Genomic DNA, 17,873 nt, shown 5'->3' on the forward strand with positions numbered 1-17,873 from the left:
TGATTAACGACCCGCTTTCAGTTTCTGATAATACTCTTCATATAGGGTGCTGGCGCTGCCGACATCGTTCTGCCATTCGCCTTTCTGAATCGTTGCGGCGTCCGGGTAGAGCGATTTATCGTCGGCGACTTCCGGGCTCAGCATCTTCCTCGCGGCCAGGTTTGGCGTCGGGTAGCCGATGGTTTCCGCTACCTGTTTGGCGATTTCCGGGCGCAGCAGGAAGTTGATCAGCTTCAGCGCGCCATCGACGTTTTTGGCGTTTGCCGGAATCGACAGGCTATCCATCCAGAAGATACCGCCTTCTTTCGGCCACACCACTTCCAGCGGCGTACCGGCCTGACGCGCGACCCACGCGGAGCCGTTCCATACCATGCCGAGGTTCACTTCGCCTTCCATATACGGGTTCGCCGGGTTATCCGAGTTGAACGCCGCGACGTTTGGCATTAGCTTTTTCAGCTCGTTATAGGCCGCCTCGATCTCTTTGGGGTCGGTGGTATTGCCGGAGTAACCCAGCTTACGCAGCGCTACCTGGAACACTTCGCGCGCGTCGTCGGTGAGCAGCAGGCTGCTCTTATACTCTGGTTTCCACAGATCCGCCCAGCTGGTGACGGTTTTGGGATCGATCTCGTCGCTATTGATGCCAATAGCCGTCGCGCCCCAGATGTACGGAATAGAGTAGTCGTTGTTGGGGTCGAACGGCTTGTTGAGCATTTCAGGGTCAAGATTGCTGAAGTTGCTCAGTTTGCTCTTGTCGATCTTCTGCAGCATGCCCTCTTTACGCATTTTGTCGACGAAGTAGGTGGAAGGCACGACCAGGTCGTAGGCGCCGTCCTTATAGGTTTTGAGCTTGGCGTACATGGTTTCATTCGATTCGTAGGTCGAATAGATAACCTTGATGCCGGTCTCTTTGGTGAACTGCTCCAGCAGCCCCGGCGGGACATACTCGGTCCAGTTGTAGAAATAGAGCGTTTTGCTATCGTCCGCATGCGCGGCGCTCATCCCGACTGCCAGAGCGCCCGCAGCGAGCAGGTGGCGTGACCATTTTTTCATTTTAACGTCCCCTGAGTTTTATCACGTGCAATTAACTGGCTGGCAATAACCATCACCAGCGACAGAACTAACAGAATGGTCGCCAGCGCGTTAACCTCTGGCGATACCCCAACTTTAACCATCGAATAAATCTTCAGCGGCAGGATCTCATAACCCGGCCCGGTGACGAACGAAGAAACCACCACATCATCCATCGACAGGGTAAAGCTCAGCAGCCACCCCGCGGCGACCGCGGGCAGCGCCAGCGGTAAAATGATTTTTCGCAGAATGGTCAATTCGCTGGCGCCAAGATCTTTTGCGGCCTCCAGCATGCGCACATCGAAGCCTTTCAGGCGCGAAAACACCGTGACCACCACGAAGGGGAGGCAGAAAGTGATATGCGAAAACAGCAGCGACCAGAATCCCAGTTGAATGCCGATCAGCATAAACAGCACCAGCAGCGAAATCGCCATCACGATATCCGGCGACATCATCACCACGAACAGCATCCCGCTGACGAACGGCTTGCCGCGAAAGCGATAGCGGTAGAGCGCTACGGCGGTCAGCGAGCCGATAAGGGTGGCGAAGGTGGCCGACAGCACCGCCATGGTCAGCGAGTGCTGCGCCGCCTGCAGCAGGCTATCGTTATTCATCAGCAGGCTATACCAGTTGGTGGTGAAGCCCTGCCAGTTGATGCCAAAGCGCGAACTGTTAAACGAATTAACGATCAGAATAATAATGGGGATGTAGAGATACGCGTAAATGGCGGTCATAAAGCCGCCGCGCAGCAGTCGACCAATCATTCCAGCTCCACCTTTTTATTCAATAAGCGCGCCGCGCGCCAGTAAATCAGCAGCATCAGGCCCATCACCAGCGTCAGCGTGATGCTGGTTGCCGCGCCGAACGGCCAGTCGCGAATGTTGAGGAACTGGCTCTTAATCACGTTGCCGATCAGCAGGTTCTTCGCGCCACCCATCAGGTCGGAAACGTAAAACAGCCCCATCGCCGGAAGCATCACCAGCAGGCAGCCGGCGATAATGCCCGGCATGGTCAGCGGAATGATGATGCGGATAAAGGTTTGCAGCTTACTGGCGCCAAGATCTCTCGCCGCTTCCAGCAGCGGGCGGTCGAGCTTCTCGATGCTGGAGTAGAGCGGCATCACCATAAACGGCAGCAGAATATAGACCAGGCCGATAATTACCGCCGAGGGGGTGTACATGATGCGCAGCGGCGTATCAATGACCCCCAGCCACAGCAAAAATTCGTTGAGATAGCCTTTGGTACTGAGGAAAATCTTCAGCCCGTAGATACGAATCAGCGAGTTGGTCCAGAACGGTACGATCAGCAGAAACAGCATCAGCGGGCGCACCTTCTCCGGCAGTCTCGCCAGGAACCAGGCGAAAGGGTAGCCGAGCGCAAGGCAGGCCAGCGTCGCCAGCAGCGCCATATTCAACGAATGCAGCAGCACGTCGTAGTAAAGCGGGTCGAGCAGGCGCGCGTAGTTATCCAGCGTAAAGACCAGCTTGACGAAGTTGGTATCGTCGCGGGTCAGGAAGCTGGTAGCGATGATCATCAGGTTGGGCAAAAAGACGAACAACACAAGCCAGCCCACGATGGTGGCGATCACCACATTCTGGAATTTACTGGTGTTCTTCATCGGCCAGCACAACCTCCCAGCTTTCTACCCAGTTAATGGCCATTTTCTGATCGAGAGAGTGGTCAAAATCAGGATCGTCTTCATTAAAAAATTCGCTGACCATCACCATTTTGCCGTTTTCCAGTTCAACCACCGATTCCAGCGTCATGCCCTTATAGTTGCGTTCGCGGATATAGCCTATCAGGCCATCGGCGTCATTACTGTGGTGGATCTCATCCACGCGCAGGTCTTCCGGACGCAGCAGAACGTTAAGCCGCTGGCCTTTTTCAACGGCGAAGCTGACGTAGATATTGCATTCGCGGCCTTCGACGCTGGCGCGCACCCGCTGCTCGTCGATCCGTTCGATAACCGTGGCATTGAAGATGTTGATTTCGCCGATAAAGCTGGCGACAAACAGGTTTTTCGGCTCTTCGTAGATTTCCCGCGGCGTGCCGTCCTGCTCAATTTTACCCTCGCGCATGACCACGATGCGGTCGGACATGGTCAGCGCCTCTTCCTGATCGTGGGTCACAAAGACGAAGGTGATGCCGAGCTTACGCTGCAGCGCCTTCAGCTCATTCTGCATCTGCTTGCGTAGTTTATAATCAAGCGCGGAGAGGGATTCATCAAGCAGCAGCAGGCGCGGTTTGTTGACTACCGCGCGGGCGATGGCGACGCGCTGCTGCTGGCCGCCGGAGAGCTGATGCGGTTTACGCTGGGCAAATGTTTCAAGCTGCACCATACGCAGGGCGTCGTGGACGCGGGGGGTAATTTCCGCGGCCGGGGTTTTCTGCATACGCAGGCCAAAGGCGACATTTTCAAACACCGTCATGTGCGGAAACAGCGCATAGCTTTGAAAGACGGTGTTAACGTGGCGGTTTTCCGCCGGGATATGGGTGATATCGTGATCTTCGAGATGGATTCGGCCGCTATCGACGCTTTCCAGGCCAGCGATAAGACGAAGAACGGTTGTTTTACCGCAGCCAGAGGGGCCAAGCAGGGTGAGAAACTCACCGTTGTTGATGGTCAGATTGAGGTCGGATATTACCGTTTTACCATCAAAGCTTTTGCGAATTCCCGCTAGCTGAACCAGCGGAGAACGCGAACGCGGTTGTGTATTCAATTTTTGACTCTGTCCCATGTAGACGCAGCGGAAAGCTTACCGATGCGGGGTTTGTGGTTAACCACCTTTGGTTTGACACATAAAATAATAAGGCCGAGCATTCTACGGCAAACGATTGTAATCGCCAATGATTGATGCGCCATGATGAGCTACCTTTACAACATTATCGTGCGAAATGTATTAAATTCTCATTTGCCGGGCTAAAAATGACCTGACGCAATATTTGTCTTTTCCGGCTTATCAATAATGTTGTCACAAAAGAAGAGGGTGGCTACATGGATAAATTGCTTGAGCGTTTTTTGCAGTACGTTTCTTTAGACACACAGTCGAAGCCTGGCGTGCGTCAGGTACCGAGCACGGAAGGTCAGTGGAAGCTGTTACGTCTGCTTCAGGCGCAGCTGCAAGAAATGGGACTGGTAAACGTGACGCTGAGTGAGAAAGGGACAGTCATGGGCACCCTGCCGGCTAACGTTGAGGGTGATATTCCGGCCGTTGGTTTTATTTCCCATGTCGATACGTCACCTGACTTCAGCGGTAAGAACGTCAATCCGCAGATCGTCGAAAACTACCGCGGCGGTGATATCGCTCTCGGTATTGGAGACGAGGTTCTCTCCCCGGTGATGTTCCCGGTGCTGCACCAGCTGCTCGGGCAGACGCTGATCACCACCGATGGCAAAACGCTGCTCGGCGCGGATGATAAAGCGGGCATCGCGGAAATCATGACCGCGCTGGCGACGCTAAAGGCGAAGAATATTCCACACGGCGATATCCGCGTCGCCTTTACGCCGGATGAAGAGGTGGGTAAAGGAGCGAAGCATTTTGATGTCTCGGCATTCGATGCGCGCTGGGCTTACACCGTCGACGGCGGCGGGGTGGGTGAACTGGAGTTCGAGAACTTTAACGCCGCCTCGGTGACGATTAAGATCGTGGGTAATAACGTTCATCCCGGCACGGCGAAAGGGGTGATGGTGAATGCCCTATCGCTAGCGACGCGCATTCATGCCGAGGTGCCTGCGGACGAAGCGCCCGAGACCACCGAAGGCTACGAGGGTTTCTACCATCTGGCTAGCATTAAAGGCACCGTCGATCGGGCAGATATGCACTACATCATCCGCGATTTCGACCGGAAGCAGTTTGAGGCTCGCAAGCGCAAGATGATGGAGATTGCCAAAAAGGTCGGCAAAGGGCTTCATCCGGATTGCTATATCGAGCTGGTGATTGAGGACAGCTATTACAATATGCATGAGAAGGTGATGGCGCACCCGCACGTCGTCGATATCGCCCGCCAGGCGATGGTGGATTGCGATATTGAACCGCAGTTGAAGCCGATTCGCGGCGGTACCGACGGCGCGCAGCTCTCCTTTATGGGCCTGCCATGCCCGAATTTGTTTACCGGTGGCTATAACTACCACGGTAAGCATGAGTTTGTGACGCTTGAAGGCATGGAGAAGGCGGTGCAGGTGATTGTACGCATTGCTGAGCTGACGGCGAAACGCGGCGCGTAAAGGTTCTAGAGCTACGGGCCCGGTGAGCTGGTGAAACTGACGGTACGGTAGGCAAATGCAGAATACCATCCTGTAGGCCCGGTAAGGCGTCAGCCGCCACCGGGCGAAACAGATGACTCAGTCCTCAAAGAACCAGTAGCCGCTGTTGACCAGCGCGGCCAGCAGGGCGAGGAAGGAGGGATCTTCCAGCGCATCGCCAAGATGCTCTGCGTTTAGCGTCAGGTGAGTCGCCAGAGCATCCAGCGCCGGGCGGTGCGGAGAGTTGATTTTCTCGCCGTTGACGAATACCTCGCCATCAATCCGCAGCACGCGCAGGCCGCCGAGCCGCGACAGCTTGTCCCCCTGCTGCAGCGCATCGTAAATTTCATCCGGCTGATACGGCGGCTCCGGCGGCGCGACGTCCAGTTCGTGACGGGACTGGGTGATAAACTCGCCAAACCACTGCTTAAAGTGCTCCGGCTGGTTAATCAGCCTCAGCATCATCTCGCGCAAACGATCCAGTTCAACCGGCAAAATGTCGGCAGAATGGTCGCGAGACGGTACGTCCGGATCGGCGTAGCGCTGGCTGCCCAGTTCACGCTGCAAAACGTAATCGGCAAAGCCGCTGAAGAGCTCACGGGCGTTTGGCGCGCGATAGCCGACCGAATAATTAAGCGAATTTTCCAGCGAGTAGCCTTCATGCGGGAATCCCGGCGGAATATACAGGATATCGCCCGGCTCCATCTCTTCATCAATAATGGCTTCAAACGGATCGACCTGCAGCAGGTCCGGATGCGGACAGTGCTGTTTCATCGGCACTTTTTCGCCCACGCGCCAGCGGCGGCGGCCGGTCCCCTGAATGATGAACACATCGTACTGGTCGAGATGCGGACCGACGCCGCCGCCGGGGACGGAAAACGAGATCATGAGATCGTCGATGCGCCAGTCAGGTAGGGCGCGGAATGGATGCATCAGCGCCGCCGTTGGCTGGTGCCAGTTATTAACCGCTTGTACCAGCAGCGACCAGTTATTCTCGCTCAGGTGATCGTAACTCTCAAAGGGGCCGTGGCTAACCTGCCATTTACCGTCCTGATGACTGACCAGGCGGCTGTCGACTTCGCTCTCCATCGCCAGTCCGGCCAGCTCGTCCGGGCTTAACGGATCGACGAAATTAGCAAAGCCCCGTTTCAGCACTACCGGGCGTTTTTGCCAGTAGCGTTCGATAAAGTCGGGCCAGTTAAGCGTTAATTGATAATCCATATTTATATTCCACAGCAGGTGTCTGATAGGGATTATAACGGATGCGGCACCAGCATGATGCAGGCGCCGTTAAAAAACTGATTGGTTTAGCTCTCTTTATCTTCGAGGGTCTGACGGCCAAAAATCACTTCCATGCAGGCACCGCCGAGAAGGCTGTCCTCGGCCAGGATACGTCCGTCGTACTGGGCAACGATATCGCGGGCAACCGAGAGGCCCACGCCCTGTCCGGGACGCAGCGTATCGGCGCGCTGGCCGCGATCGAACACCGCGCTGCGCATCGTTGCAGGGATCCCCGGGCCATCATCTTCAACCAGAATATGCAGATGGTTGTCGTTGGTCTGACGAACGGAGACTTCCACAAACTCCAGGCAATATTTGCAAGCGTTGTCGAGGACGTTGCCCATGACTTCCATAAAATCGTTCTTTTCGCCGACAAAGCTAATCTCCGGCGAGATATCCAGGGTAATGTTCACGCCTTTGCGCTGATAGACTTTGTTCAGCGCCGAGGTCAGGCTATCGAGCAGCGGAGCGATGGGGTGCAGTTCGCGGCTGAGCAGCGAACCACCGCTGCGCATGCTTGCGCGGTGCAGATAGTAGCCAATCTGCTGTGAGATGCGGCTAATCTGCTCTAGCATCACCGGTTCTGCTTCGTTGACGCTCAGTTTCTCGCCGCGCATAGAACGCAGGGTGCTCTGCATCACCGCGAGAGGGGTTTTCAGGCTGTGAGTGAGGTCGGTCAGCGTCGTGCGGTATTTATCATAGCGTTCGCGTTCGCTTTTTAGCAGGCGGTTGAGATTGCTGACCAGCCGCGTAAGCTCCCGGGTGGTGTTCGGGTTGAGCATCTCGCGGTGATGCTCCTCCAGTTCGCGTACCTCTTTGGCCAGCGATTCGATAGGGCGCAGGCTCCACCACGCCGCGACCCACAATAGCGGGATCACCAGCAGCAGGTTGGCCGCCAGGACGTAAATAAACCAGCTCCACACCATATAGGAGCGCTTCAGCTCCACCGGAATGGTGTCGACAACCACGATACTGAGCTGCGGCATGGTGCTGGTGGCCGGATAGATGTTGATCGCCACCGAGTGGGTCATCTCGGAGCTGTCGTCCTCTTCCCGGATGGCGTCCAGCTGCTGCTGAATCTCATGGTTGTTGTGCTGCAGCATACTGCTGCTGTCTACATCGGCCTCAATCTCATGAAAGCCGTTATTTTTGAGCCAGTCAGGTTGAATGCGCTTGACCAGCCACGGTACATCGCGCTGCGCCCACAACAGCTGGCCGTGAGCGTCGTAAATCAGCGTTACCGTGGGGCTCTGCATATTGAGGTTTTCGGGAATATCAACTTCGATGGTGTTGTTTTCCCATTTTGCCAGCATATAGAACAGGTTGCTCTCGCCGCGCAGCAGGCGGAAGGTGGTTTTATCGAAGCTTACGCTATATCCCACCAGCGCGACCATGCCATAGGAAAGCGATAGCACCAGCACCACGGCTGCCGTTGCCAGCAGAAAGCGGACGCGCAACGACAGCGGCAAAATATGCCGCAGTAGCCCCTTCATCCGCGCAGTTCGAACAGATAGCCCTGGCCGCGCACGGTGGTAATCACATCCTGCGGATATTCAGCCTGTATTTTTTTGCGCAGTCGTCCCATCAGCACGTCGATAGTATGGCTTTCGCGCAGCTCGGCGTCGGGATAGAGCTGCAGCATCAGCGAATCTTTGCTGACCACTTTGCCCCGGTTGCGGATCAGGGTTTCCATAATGGTGTATTCAAATGCCGTCAGCTTGATGGGTTGGTCGTTGACCGACAGCTCGCGACGCGACAGATCTACCTGGAAAGGGGGTATGGAGATGACCTGTGATGCCAGGCCGCTGTTACGCCGCAGCAGCGCCTGCATGCGGGCTGCGACCTCTTCGATATGGAACGGCTTAGTGACGTAATCATCCGCGCCAGCGCTCAGAACCTCGACTTTATCCTGCCAGCCCTCGCGCGCGGTCAGCACCAGCACCGGCACCGACACGTCGTGGCTGCGCCAGCGACGAATCAGCGAAAGACCATCTTCATCCGGCAGGCCAAGGTCGACGATGGCGATGTCCGGAACGTGTTCACCCAGATAGTAATCCGCTTCCTTTGCGTCTTCCGCCGCATCGACCTGATGTCCCAGCTCCTGCAGCTGAACTTTCAAGTGATGGCGCAGGAGAGCGTTATCCTCAACCACGAGTACGCGCATGCCCGTTCTCCATTTTATTTATGATTTGAATAGTTTAGCGCTTATTATACACCTTTAACATAAACAGCTGTTAAATAAAGAATTTTATTTGATTTTTTGTACCTCAGTCTCGTAAGACGTCAGAACGAGTCCGTCCTCGGTCGCGGGCGACATCATGGGAACCGGGCGCAGCGTACGTTTATCGATCAGGACGGAATGGGGTTCGTCAGGGGCAAACAGATGCTGCTCTCCCCACTGGCGTAGCGCAACCACCACAGGGAACAAACGCTCCCCCTTTGCCGTCAGAACATATTCCTGATAAGCCGTGCCGTCCGATGCGGATTGCGTCGTGAGGATACCCGAGTTTACCAGTTTGTGCAGACGGTCAGAGAGAATATTACGCGCCATACCGAGGCTTCGCTGGAAATCGCTAAAGCGCCGCAGGCCATCGAAGGCGTCGCGCACAATCAACAAGGACCAGCGATCGCCGATAATATCCAAGCTTCGGGCGACGGGGCAGGTTTGGTTGGTAATTTTTTCACGCGCTGGCATGGGCTCTCCAAACGGTCGGGTAAACTAGTTGCATTTTAAAACTCCCTGTTCTAGCCTACAACTGGTTTTATTTTGAAACTAGATTGTTAAGGCTGGAATTATGAAAGCGTCAACGTTATCCCCATCGCTAATGGACCCGGAAACGGTTATGCCGCGTAGCCTGGTCTGGCTGTTTGCTCTCGCCAGCGGGCTGAGCGTGGCAAACGTTTATTACGCACAACCGCTGCTCGACGCGCTGGCGCGAGATTTTTCCATCAGCGACGCCGCGATTGGCGGGGTGATCGCGGCGACCCAGCTCGGCTGCGCGATGGCGCTGCTCTTGCTGGTACCGCTGGGCGACAGAGTCAATCGCCGCCGCCTGATGGCGACGCAGGTGCTTCTGCTGATCGCTGCGCTGACGGCGGTAAGTATGGCATCCACTACCGTGATGCTGTTGGGCGGGATGCTTGCGGTTGGCCTGCTGGGTACCGCGATGACCCAGGGGTTGATCGCCTATGCTGCCAGCGCCGCTTCGCCCCATGAACAGGGACGCGTGGTGGGCGCCGCGCAGAGCGGAGTCTTTATCGGGCTGTTGCTGGCGCGGGTATTTTCAGGGGGCGTGAGCGATCTCTTCGGCTGGCGCGGGGTATACATCTTTGCCGCTTTACTGATGCTGGGCATTGCGCTTCCGTTGTGGCGTCGGCTCCCGATATTAGCGGTAGCGTCGACCTCCTTGAGCTACCCGCGCCTGTTGGCATCGATGCTGACTCTGCTGTGTCAGGAAAAAGTGCTTCAGGTGCGCGGCGTGTTGGCGCTACTGATGTTTGCCGCCTTCAATATCTTCTGGAGCGCGCTGGTTTTGCCATTGAGCGCTCCGCCCTTCAGTTTTTCGCATACTGAGATCGGCGCCCTGGGCCTGGTGGGGGCCATCGGCGCCCTGGCGGCCGGACGAGCCGGTAAATGGGCCGATTGCGGATACGGGCAGCGCACCAGCGCCGCGGCCTTGGTCATGTTGCTGGTGGCCTGGTGGCCTTTATCGCTGATGGCATGGTCGCCAGCGGCGCTGTTGGCTGGCATTGTGCTGCTGGATCTCGGCGGTCAGGCGCTGCATGTCACCAATCAAAGCATGATTTTCCGTACCCGTCCCGAAGCGCACAGCAGGCTGGTCGGTCTGTATATGCTGTTTTATGCGCTTGGCAGCGGTTTGGGGGCGGTAAGTACGACCGCGGTATACGCGCGCGCGGGATGGCAGGGCGTTTGCCTGCTGGGGGCATCGGTCAGTCTGCTGGCGCTGTTGTTCTGGTTGATGACTCGGGGCGTGATGTCGAGCCATGATGGTGGAGAAGTTTAGCGGAGAGCGAGTGGGTGATGTTAATTTTTTGTGTAATATAGCAGCCGTTGTTTTTAATGACGCGCGGGAGCGTAAATCACATGCCACAACAGAAATGTGCGGACTGGGTCCGGCTGGCCCAGTCGCCCGCGCATATTGAGCGTATCGAAGCCTTCTTCGGCGGACACGGTTATGAGCCTCACCGGCATGATACTTATGCCATTGGCCAGACGCTCTCCGGCGTACAACGTTTTCACTATCGCGGCGGCCTCCAGCACAGCCTCCCCGGTGGGACGATGGTTTTGCATCCCGATGAGGTCCATGACGGCGAGGCAGGGACCGAGGAGGGGTTTCGCTACCGGATGGTATACATTGAGCCCGCGCTGATTCAAAAGATCCTTGGCGGCAGGCCGTTGCCCTTTATCCCTGGAGGAATTTCTAGCGATCCGCGCTTGCTGCGCGCCGCGCTGCCGTTGCTGAAGGACGTCAGTGCCCACTTTGCGCCTCTGGAGGAGGAGGACGCGCTGTACGATCTGGCGCAGACCCTGGCCGCCGTCGGCGGCCAGCGCTTTCGACGCCGGGCCTTCGATTATCCTGCCGCGGAAAGGGCCCGGGAATATATCCACGCCTGTTTTGCCCAGAACATCACCCTCGACACCCTGGCGAATGTCAGCGGCAGAGACCGCTGGAGCCTGAGCCGCGATTTCAGAGCGCTGTTTGGCGCCAGCCCCTGGCGTTATGTGATGATGCGGCGCCTCGATTTTTGCCGCCAGCGGATGCTGGCAGGGGATAACCTGGCGGATATCGCAGCCCACGCAGGCTTTGCCGATCAAAGCCATATGACGCGCCAGTTCATCAGCCGTTTTGGTCTCTCTCCGGGCCGCTGGCTGAAGTTTGTCCGCCCCTGACCCGCCGCAAGTTGCACAATCGTTCAATCTCTGCGGAGAGGGGGGATCTATGCTGACAGCCTTTATCACAAGGAGTCAGCTGATGTATCAATCGATTAATATCGCGCAGAAATTCACCCTTTTCACCGAGCAGTGGCAGCCGAAGGTGGTGGCCGAAATGAATAATTATCAGTTCAAGGTGGTCAGGATCCTCGGCGACTTTATCTGGCATAGCCATCCGGAAACCGATGAAACCCTGATCGTAGTGGAGGGTGTGCTGCGTCTGGATTTTCGCGATAAGCATCTGCTGCTTCAGGCCGGCGAGATGATCGTGGTGCCTCGGGGCGTTGAGCATAAAACCTCGGCGGAAACCGAAACCAAACTTATGCTGATCGAGCCGCGCGGCGTCCTGAATACCGGGCATGAGGGTGGAGAGCGGACCGCGGTGAACGACGTCTGGATTTAACGAACGCGGGGGCAGGGAAACCCTCTTTCCTGAGCGGAAAGAGGGTTGAAAGGTTTACTTCAGTTCGTCAACCATGGTGGTCGCGCGGCCGATATAGTTGGCCGGCGTCATCGCTTTCAGGCGAACTTTTTCTGCTTCCGGCAGCGCCAGGCTGTCGATGAACTGCTGCATGCCTTCGGCGTCCACGCGCTTGCCGCGGGTCAGCTCCTTCAGCTTCTCGTACGGCTTCTCGATGCCGTAGCGGCGCATGACGGTCTGAATCGGCTCGGCCAGTACTTCCCAGTTGTGGTCCAGTTCATCCAGCAGACGGTCCTGATTCAGCTCCAGCTTGCTCACGCCTTTCAGGGTGGATTGATACGCGATCAGCGCATAGCCGATGCCGACGCCGAGGTTACGCAGGACGGTGGAGTCGGTCAGGTCACGCTGCCAGCGGGAAACCGGCAGTTTGCTCGCAAGATGCTGCATCACCGCGTTGGCCAGACCGAGGTTGCCTTCGGAGTTCTCGAAGTCGATCGGGTTCACTTTATGCGGCATGGTGGAAGAGCCGATTTCGCCGGCAATCGTCTTCTGCTTGAAATGGTTGAGCGCGATATAGCCCCAGACGTCACGATCGAAATCAATCAGGATAGTGTTGAAGCGGGCGACGCAGTCGAACAGTTCGGCGATATAGTCGTGCGGTTCAATCTGGGTGGTGTACGGGTTCCACTGGATACCCAGCGAGGTGACGAACTCTTCGCTGAACTGGTGCCAGTCGACTTCCGGGTAGGCGGCGATGTGGGCGTTATAGTTACCCACCGCGCCGTTGATTTTGCCAAGGATTTCAATCTGATTCAGCTGACGATACTGGCGCTCCATACGGTAAGCGACGTTCGCCATCTCTTTCCCCATGGTGGACGGCGTAGCCGGCTGGCCGTGAGTACGGGAAAGCAGCGGGATATCGCGGTACTGTACCGCCAGGTCTTTCACCGCGTCGATCAGCTTGCGCCAGTAGGGCAGGATCACTTCGTCGCGAGCGGTTTTCAGCATCAGCGCGTGGGACAGATTGTTGATGTCCTCGGAGGTGCAGGCAAAGTGGATAAACTCGGAGACCGCGTGCAGTTCAGCGACATCGGCGACTTTTTCCTTGAGGAAATACTCAACCGCTTTGACGTCGTGGTTGGTGGTGCGCTCGATGGTTTTTATGCGCTCTGCATCTTCTACGCTGAAATCAGCGACGATTTTATCAAGGTAACCGTTTGCGTCGGCAGCAAAAGCAGGAACTTCCTTGATCGCTGCGTGCGCGGCCAGTTTTTGCAACCAACGCACTTCTACCTGAACGCGGAATTTCAGCAAACCGAATTCGCTGAAGATACCGCGCAGCGCGCTGACTTTGTCGCCGTAGCGGCCGTCGACTGGGGAAACGGCGGTCAGTGAGGATAATTCCATAGATCACAACTCCGGGGTTAAATGAGCAAGAATTTGTTTTGCCTGGTTAACCAGACGATTACGAGAAAACATCAGCTGCAGACGCCCGCCGCCGACCTGGTGCCAGAGCACCGCGGAGCGAATACCGGCCAGCAGGGCAGAGCGAACCTTCGCCTGAACCTGAGGGCTTTGCAGCACGGCGGGAGAGCCGGTCACCTGAATCCGCGGGCCCAGCGGGCTAATGACATCAACATAGATGCCGGCCATCGCGCTGAGCAGCGTCTCGGATTGCAGATCGAAATGTTCAAGCTGACGGCGCAGGCCACCGATACGGTTGCCGAGGGTATCCATGGCCCCCTTGCTGGCGGCAAGCTTACGCTCCAGCACCATCAGGCTTAAAGTATAGCGGGTAAGTTCGGCGTTCAGCCCCTGGCGGCTGCTGGTATTCAGCACGCCAATAAGGGTCTCCAGCCCGAGGCGAAGATTGGCTTCGCTACCACCGAACACCGCCAGCGTTGAATCCGGATCGAGGTCGATGATGCTGTTCAGCGACACATGCAGAGCATCACTATCGCAGTGCCCCTGGTGCGCCAGTTCCTGAACCAGACGCGCGGCCTGGCAAACGCCGGCCAGCGCCAGCGTAATGTCATAATAATTCTTCGCCACACATTCTCCTTATAAACCGTCGAATGCCCGAGCGGCGCATTCAGCGGCTAAAATGTCTGTCAAGCCGGCAGTGGCAAGCGCTGTTCGATAATCCCGCCGCCGAGGCATACTTCGCCGCTGTAGAAGACCGCAGACTGGCCCGGCGTCACGGCGGCAACCGGCTCATCAAAGATGACTTCAATGCGGTCGTCATCCAGCGCTTTAACGCTGCAAGGGATATCGGTCTGACGGTAGCGGGTTTTCACCGTGCAGCGCAGCGTGCCCGTAACCGGCTCACGGTCGACCCAGTGCAGCTGTTGGGCAATCAGCCCAACGGACATCAGACGCGGATGGTCGTGGCCCTGGGCGACAACCAGAATATTGTTTTCGACGTCTTTATCGACCACGTACCACGGGTCTTCGCCGCCGTCTTTGATGCCGCCGATACCGAGGCCTTTACGCTGCCCAAGGGTGTGGTACATCAGGCCCTGATGCTCGCCAACTTCGTCGCCGTCAACGCTGATAATCTTTCCCGGCTGAGCGGGCAGGTAGCGGCCAAGGAACTCACGGAATTTGCGTTCGCCGATAAAACAGATACCGGTCGAGTCTTTCTTCTTCGCGGTAATGAGATCCAGCGCTTCGGCGATTTTACGCACCTGCGGCTTTTCCAGCTCCCCCACCGGGAACAGGCTTTGCGCGATCTGTTCGTGGCTTAGGGTATAAAGGAAGTAGCTCTGGTCTTTGTTACCGTCGAGGCCGCGCAGCAACTGGCTCTTGCCGTTAACGTCGGCGCGGCGCACGTAGTGTCCGGTAGCGATGTAGTCGGCGCCGAGGTCTTCTGCGGCAAATTCGAGGAAAGCTTTAAATTTAATTTCTTTGTTACACAGAATATCCGGGTTCGGCGTGCGCCCGGCTTTATATTCTTCCAGGAACAGCTCGAATACGTTGTCCCAGTATTCTGCGGCAAAATTGACGGTGTGAAGTTCAATTCCCAGCTTATCGCAAACGGCTTGGGCGTCGGCAAGATCCGCCGCTGCGGTGCAGTATTCCTCGCCGTCGTCTTCTTCCCAGTTCTTCATGAACAGGCCTTCCACCTTATACCCTTGCTGGAGCAGCAGGTAGGCGGAAACTGAGGAATCAACCCCGCCGGACATGCCGACGATCACTTTTTTCTGGCTTTCTGACATTGGAATACTCACTACATTGAACTTCGAGGCGGCGTATTCTAGCACGCGTCCTCGGTTGAGGCACCCCCTGTAAACGGCCAGTTAAATTCGCCGATGAGCGACAGCGGGTAGCGTGGATCCTGCTGATAGCTGCGAATGCTCTCAGCAACCAGTTGAGAACGCAGGTTTGTCGCGTTAAGAATTTCCTCAGCGCTAAGCCACAGGCAGCGATCGATATCGCTATCATGGGGCTCGGTGGCGCACGTATCGTTAAGCTCGATAGTAAAGAGGAAGCGCAAAAATGGGGTGCGATCCGGGGCTATCCACTGATGCAGGCGAAGAAAGTGCTGCGGCGTCGCGCGAATGCCGGTCTCTTCCCAGAGCTCGCGCTCTGCGGCCTGAATAAGTGTTTCATCGGCCTCGAGGTGGCCCGCAGGCTGGTTCCACAGCGCTTTTCCGTTAATCGTTTCTTCAACAACGAGGAATTTGCCTTTCGCGTGAACCACGCAGGCGACGGTGACGTGCGGCTTAAACATTGATTTTCCTTATGTATGCGGTGAGTCGGTTTTGCGCCATTCGCCGTTGGCCAGGCCATCCAGCGTATAGCCGCCCATCGCGTAGCGAATCAGACGCAGCGTTGGAAAGCCGACGTGGGCGGTCATCCGCCGCACCTGGCGGTTGCGTCCCTCATAGAGGGTGATTTTCAGCCAACTGGTGGGGATGGATTTGCGCTCGCGGATGGGCGGATTCCGCGGCCATAGCCACTCAGGCTCCGCCACCCGATCGATCCCCGCAGGCAGGGTGGGGCCGTCATTAAGCGTGACGCCGTCGCGGAGGGCGGCCAATGCGTCCTCCGTCGGTTCACCTTCCACCTGAACATAATAAATCTTTCCGGTGCGCTTGCCCGGCTGGGTGAGCGCCGCCTGCAGCGCGCCGTCGTTAGTCAGCACCAGCAGCCCTTCGCTATCGCGGTCGAGCCGACCGGCAGCGTAGACGCCGGCAACCGGAATAAAATCTTTTAGCGTGCTGCGCCCGGCTTCATCGGTAAATTGCGGCAATACATCGTATGGTTTATTGAACAAGATCACAGTTTTTGGCTGGCGTTCTTTGCGTTGTCTGGTGACTTGTTGCGTGCTGAATCGCTCAACGCGATGTTTTCTAAATGAAGTTTTTTGCATGGTATTTTCAGACTCAATCAATTGCCGCATTATAGCCTAATTACGAATGCCTTTCATGGACGCAAACATTCAGGTAGTATTGACATGCTCATTACAACTTATTAACAAAAAGGTTGCTCAAACCGATTCGCATTACAGGAAGGCGACACGGACGCGAAATCTCCGGTTAGCGGGATATTCCGATGACGGGAGTGGGCGAATAAAGCCAACGCCCGGCTAGCGTGAAGAGGGAAGAGCAGAACCAGAAGCGCTCGAAGGAGAGGTTAATGGAAAGCAAAGTAGTAGTTCCGGCGGAAGGTCAAAAAATCACCCTGCAAAACGGCAAGCTGAACGTCCCTAATAACCCGATTATCCCGTTCATCGAAGGCGATGGTATCGGCGTTGACGTGACCCCGGCGATGCTGAAAGTGGTTGATGCTGCCGTTGAGAAAGCCTATAAGGGTGAGCGTAAAATTTCCTGGATGGAAGTTTACACCGGCGAAAAATCGACCCAGGTTTATGGCCAGGATGTCTGGCTGCCTGCCGAAACTCTTGATCTGATTCGTGAATATCGTGTTGCTATCAAAGGCCCTCTGACCACGCCAGTCGGCGGCGGCATCCGTTCTCTGAACGTTGCCCTGCGTCAGGAACTGGACCTCTACGTTTGCCTGCGCCCGGTTCGTTATTATCAGGGCACTCCGAGCCCGGTTAAACATCCTGAACTGACCGACATGGTTATCTTCCGCGAAAACTCCGAAGACATCTACGCCGGTATCGAGTGGAAAGCCGATTCTGCCGAAGCGGATAAAGTAATTAAATTCCTGCGCGATGAAATGGGCGTGAAGAAAATTCGCTTCCCGGAACATTGCGGTATCGGCATCAAGCCGTGCTCTGAAGAAGGCACTAAACGCCTGGTTCGCGCCGCCATCGAATACGCTATCACCAACGATCGCGATTCACTGACCCTGGTGCACAAAGGCAACATCATGAAATTCACCGAAGGCGCGTTCAAAGACTGGGGTTACCAGCTGGCACGCGAAGAGTTCGGCGGTGAGCTGATTGACGGCGGCCCGTGGCTGAAGATCAAAAACCCGAACACCGGGAAAGAGATCGTCGTTAAAGACGTGATCGCTGACGCCTTCCTGCAGCAGATCCTGCTACGTCCGGCGGAATACGACGTTATCGCCTGTATGAACCTGAACGGTGACTATATCTCTGACGCCCTGGCGGCGCAGGTTGGCGGTATCGGTATCGCTCCGGGCGCGAACATCGGTGACGAGTGCGCGCTGTTCGAAGCGACGCACGGTACTGCGCCGAAATATGCTGGCCAGGACAAAGTGAACCCGGGTTCCATCATCCTGTCCGCTGAAATGATGCTGCGCCACATGCAGTGGTTCGAAGCCGCAGACCTGATCGTTAAAGGCACCGAAGGCGCTATCGCCGCCAAGACCGTGACCTATGACTTTGAACGTCTGATGGAAGGCGCTAAGCTGCTGAAATGTTCAGAGTTTGGCGACGCGATTATCGCGAACATGTAATCTGGCCCCCAGAT

General features: G+C 56.3%; 18 protein-coding genes. 5 read left to right on the forward strand and 13 right to left on the reverse strand.

Going from position 1 to position 17,873, the window contains the following annotated elements; all coding sequences use genetic code 11:
• Positions 1 to 3 precede the first annotated feature (3 nt).
• The 4 genes from potD to potA are packed head-to-tail and all read right to left on the reverse strand — an operon-like array spanning position 4 to position 3,806.
• Entirely contained in the window at positions 4 to 1,050 is a 1,047-nt protein-coding gene (gene potD / locus IYV58_RS10690) for a spermidine/putrescine ABC transporter substrate-binding protein PotD (protein ID WP_195729577.1), read from the reverse strand.
• The gene (gene potC / locus IYV58_RS10695) at positions 1,047 to 1,832 is read right to left on the reverse strand and encodes a spermidine/putrescine ABC transporter permease PotC (protein WP_004138360.1); all 786 of its coding nucleotides are present in this window, start codon (positions 1,830 to 1,832) and stop codon (positions 1,047 to 1,049) included. The genes potD and potC overlap by 4 nt, the downstream gene beginning before the upstream one ends.
• On the reverse strand, positions 1,829 to 2,686 hold the full coding sequence (potB, locus tag IYV58_RS10700) for a spermidine/putrescine ABC transporter permease PotB (RefSeq protein ID WP_004131456.1): 858 nt from the start codon (positions 2,684 to 2,686) through the stop codon (positions 1,829 to 1,831). The genes potC and potB overlap by 4 nt, the downstream gene beginning before the upstream one ends.
• A complete protein-coding gene (potA, locus tag IYV58_RS10705; protein WP_004131458.1) occupies positions 2,670 to 3,806 on the reverse strand; it encodes a spermidine/putrescine ABC transporter ATP-binding protein PotA in 1,137 nt (378 codons plus the stop codon). The genes potB and potA overlap by 17 nt, the downstream gene beginning before the upstream one ends.
• Before the next feature lie 257 nt (positions 3,807 to 4,063).
• On the opposite strand from potA, the gene pepT reads away from it, so the two are divergent.
• Positions 4,064 to 5,293, forward strand: a complete 1,230-nt coding sequence (pepT, locus tag IYV58_RS10710) for a peptidase T (RefSeq protein ID WP_004131460.1) — start codon at positions 4,064 to 4,066, stop codon at positions 5,291 to 5,293.
• A 117-nt stretch (positions 5,294 to 5,410) separates the two neighbouring features.
• Here pepT and IYV58_RS10715 read toward each other — a convergent pair whose 3' ends face one another.
• From IYV58_RS10715 to IYV58_RS10730, 4 genes are all read right to left on the reverse strand, one after another.
• Positions 5,411 to 6,532 carry a ribosomal protein uL16 3-hydroxylase gene (locus IYV58_RS10715; RefSeq protein WP_195729578.1) on the reverse strand — a complete coding sequence of 374 codons (1,122 nt, stop codon included), beginning with the start codon at positions 6,530 to 6,532 and terminating at the stop codon, positions 5,411 to 5,413.
• Between the two features lie 86 nt (positions 6,533 to 6,618).
• A complete protein-coding gene (phoQ, locus tag IYV58_RS10720; RefSeq protein ID WP_004131465.1) occupies positions 6,619 to 8,085 on the reverse strand; it encodes a two-component system sensor histidine kinase PhoQ in 1,467 nt (488 codons plus the stop codon).
• Entirely contained in the window at positions 8,082 to 8,756 is a 675-nt protein-coding gene (gene phoP, locus IYV58_RS10725; protein ID WP_004101181.1) for a two-component system response regulator PhoP, read from the reverse strand. Before phoP ends, phoQ begins: the two co-directional genes overlap by 4 nt.
• Before the next feature lie 84 nt (positions 8,757 to 8,840).
• A complete protein-coding gene (locus IYV58_RS10730; RefSeq protein WP_049112936.1) occupies positions 8,841 to 9,287 on the reverse strand; it encodes a winged helix-turn-helix transcriptional regulator in 447 nt (148 codons plus the stop codon).
• A gap of 100 nt (positions 9,288 to 9,387) precedes the next feature.
• Between IYV58_RS10730 and IYV58_RS10735 the strand changes: the two genes are divergently transcribed.
• The 3 genes from IYV58_RS10735 to IYV58_RS10745 all read left to right on the forward strand — a co-directional run bounded on the left by IYV58_RS10735 (position 9,388) and on the right by IYV58_RS10745 (position 11,949).
• A complete protein-coding gene (locus IYV58_RS10735; protein WP_049112938.1) occupies positions 9,388 to 10,617 on the forward strand; it encodes an MFS transporter in 1,230 nt (409 codons plus the stop codon).
• A gap of 80 nt (positions 10,618 to 10,697) precedes the next feature.
• The gene (locus tag IYV58_RS10740) at positions 10,698 to 11,504 is read left to right on the forward strand and encodes an AraC family transcriptional regulator (protein ID WP_004131468.1); all 807 of its coding nucleotides are present in this window, start codon (positions 10,698 to 10,700) and stop codon (positions 11,502 to 11,504) included.
• A gap of 82 nt (positions 11,505 to 11,586) precedes the next feature.
• Positions 11,587 to 11,949, forward strand: coding sequence for a cupin domain-containing protein (locus IYV58_RS10745; protein ID WP_032742095.1), 363 nt, complete (start codon positions 11,587 to 11,589; stop codon positions 11,947 to 11,949).
• A 54-nt stretch (positions 11,950 to 12,003) separates the two neighbouring features.
• Here the strand turns inward: IYV58_RS10745 and purB are convergent, their stop codons facing one another.
• Genes purB through rluE form a run of 5 tightly spaced genes read right to left on the reverse strand, consistent with a single transcriptional unit; the run spans position 12,004 to position 16,372 of the window.
• Complete coding sequence (purB, locus tag IYV58_RS10750) at positions 12,004 to 13,374, reverse strand: adenylosuccinate lyase (protein ID WP_004131470.1); 1,371 nt, start codon at positions 13,372 to 13,374, stop codon at positions 12,004 to 12,006.
• A gap of 3 nt (positions 13,375 to 13,377) precedes the next feature.
• Positions 13,378 to 14,019: a high frequency lysogenization protein HflD gene (hflD, locus tag IYV58_RS10755; RefSeq protein WP_004131471.1), complete on the reverse strand. Its 642-nt coding sequence runs from the start codon at positions 14,017 to 14,019 to the stop codon at positions 13,378 to 13,380.
• Positions 14,020 to 14,078: 59 nt separating this feature from the next.
• Complete coding sequence (mnmA, locus tag IYV58_RS10760) at positions 14,079 to 15,185, reverse strand: tRNA 2-thiouridine(34) synthase MnmA (RefSeq protein ID WP_004131473.1); 1,107 nt, start codon at positions 15,183 to 15,185, stop codon at positions 14,079 to 14,081.
• 38 nt (positions 15,186 to 15,223) lie between these two features.
• On the reverse strand, positions 15,224 to 15,700 hold the full coding sequence (locus IYV58_RS10765) for an NUDIX hydrolase (RefSeq protein ID WP_004131476.1): 477 nt from the start codon (positions 15,698 to 15,700) through the stop codon (positions 15,224 to 15,226).
• A 9-nt stretch (positions 15,701 to 15,709) separates the two neighbouring features.
• A complete protein-coding gene (rluE, locus tag IYV58_RS10770; protein WP_142446114.1) occupies positions 15,710 to 16,372 on the reverse strand; it encodes a 23S rRNA pseudouridine(2457) synthase RluE in 663 nt (220 codons plus the stop codon).
• Positions 16,373 to 16,608: 236 nt separating this feature from the next.
• On the opposite strand from rluE, the gene icd reads away from it, so the two are divergent.
• Positions 16,609 to 17,859 (forward strand): NADP-dependent isocitrate dehydrogenase, encoded by a 1,251-nt coding sequence (gene icd / locus IYV58_RS10775; RefSeq protein WP_004131480.1) that lies wholly within the window; start codon positions 16,609 to 16,611, stop codon positions 17,857 to 17,859.
• Positions 17,860 to 17,873 lie beyond the last annotated feature (14 nt).

Source organism: Klebsiella sp. BDA134-6 (assembly GCF_015601345.1).
GTDB classification, from domain to species: Bacteria; Pseudomonadota; Gammaproteobacteria; order Enterobacterales; family Enterobacteriaceae; genus Klebsiella; species Klebsiella grimontii.

Excerpts from the sequence above, each read along its gene's own strand:
- potC (WP_004138360.1), bottom strand. The coding sequence starts at position 1,832 with ATGATTGGTCGACTGCTGCGCGGCGGCTTTATGACCGCCATTTACGCG.
- phoQ (WP_004131465.1), bottom strand. The coding sequence starts at position 8,085 with ATGAAGGGGCTACTGCGGCATATTTTGCCGCTGTCGTTGCGCGTCCGC.
- potA (WP_004131458.1), bottom strand. The coding sequence starts at position 3,806 with ATGGGACAGAGTCAAAAATTGAATACACAACCGCGTTCGCGTTCTCCG.
- pepT (WP_004131460.1), top strand. The coding sequence starts at position 4,064 with ATGGATAAATTGCTTGAGCGTTTTTTGCAGTACGTTTCTTTAGACACA.
- IYV58_RS10730 (WP_049112936.1), bottom strand. The coding sequence starts at position 9,287 with ATGCCAGCGCGTGAAAAAATTACCAACCAAACCTGCCCCGTCGCCCGA.
- IYV58_RS10740 (WP_004131468.1), top strand. The coding sequence starts at position 10,698 with ATGCCACAACAGAAATGTGCGGACTGGGTCCGGCTGGCCCAGTCGCCC.
- IYV58_RS10745 (WP_032742095.1), top strand. The coding sequence starts at position 11,587 with ATGTATCAATCGATTAATATCGCGCAGAAATTCACCCTTTTCACCGAG.
- potD (WP_195729577.1), bottom strand. The coding sequence starts at position 1,050 with ATGAAAAAATGGTCACGCCACCTGCTCGCTGCGGGCGCTCTGGCAGTC.
- IYV58_RS10765 (WP_004131476.1), bottom strand. The coding sequence starts at position 15,700 with ATGTTTAAGCCGCACGTCACCGTCGCCTGCGTGGTTCACGCGAAAGGC.
- IYV58_RS10715 (WP_195729578.1), bottom strand. The coding sequence starts at position 6,532 with ATGGATTATCAATTAACGCTTAACTGGCCCGACTTTATCGAACGCTAC.
- purB (WP_004131470.1), bottom strand. The coding sequence starts at position 13,374 with ATGGAATTATCCTCACTGACCGCCGTTTCCCCAGTCGACGGCCGCTAC.
- IYV58_RS10735 (WP_049112938.1), top strand. The coding sequence starts at position 9,388 with ATGAAAGCGTCAACGTTATCCCCATCGCTAATGGACCCGGAAACGGTT.
- icd (WP_004131480.1), top strand. The coding sequence starts at position 16,609 with ATGGAAAGCAAAGTAGTAGTTCCGGCGGAAGGTCAAAAAATCACCCTG.
- rluE (WP_142446114.1), bottom strand. The coding sequence starts at position 16,372 with ATGCGGCAATTGATTGAGTCTGAAAATACCATGCAAAAAACTTCATTT.
- potB (WP_004131456.1), bottom strand. The coding sequence starts at position 2,686 with ATGAAGAACACCAGTAAATTCCAGAATGTGGTGATCGCCACCATCGTG.
- mnmA (WP_004131473.1), bottom strand. The coding sequence starts at position 15,185 with ATGTCAGAAAGCCAGAAAAAAGTGATCGTCGGCATGTCCGGCGGGGTT.
- phoP (WP_004101181.1), bottom strand. The coding sequence starts at position 8,756 with ATGCGCGTACTCGTGGTTGAGGATAACGCTCTCCTGCGCCATCACTTG.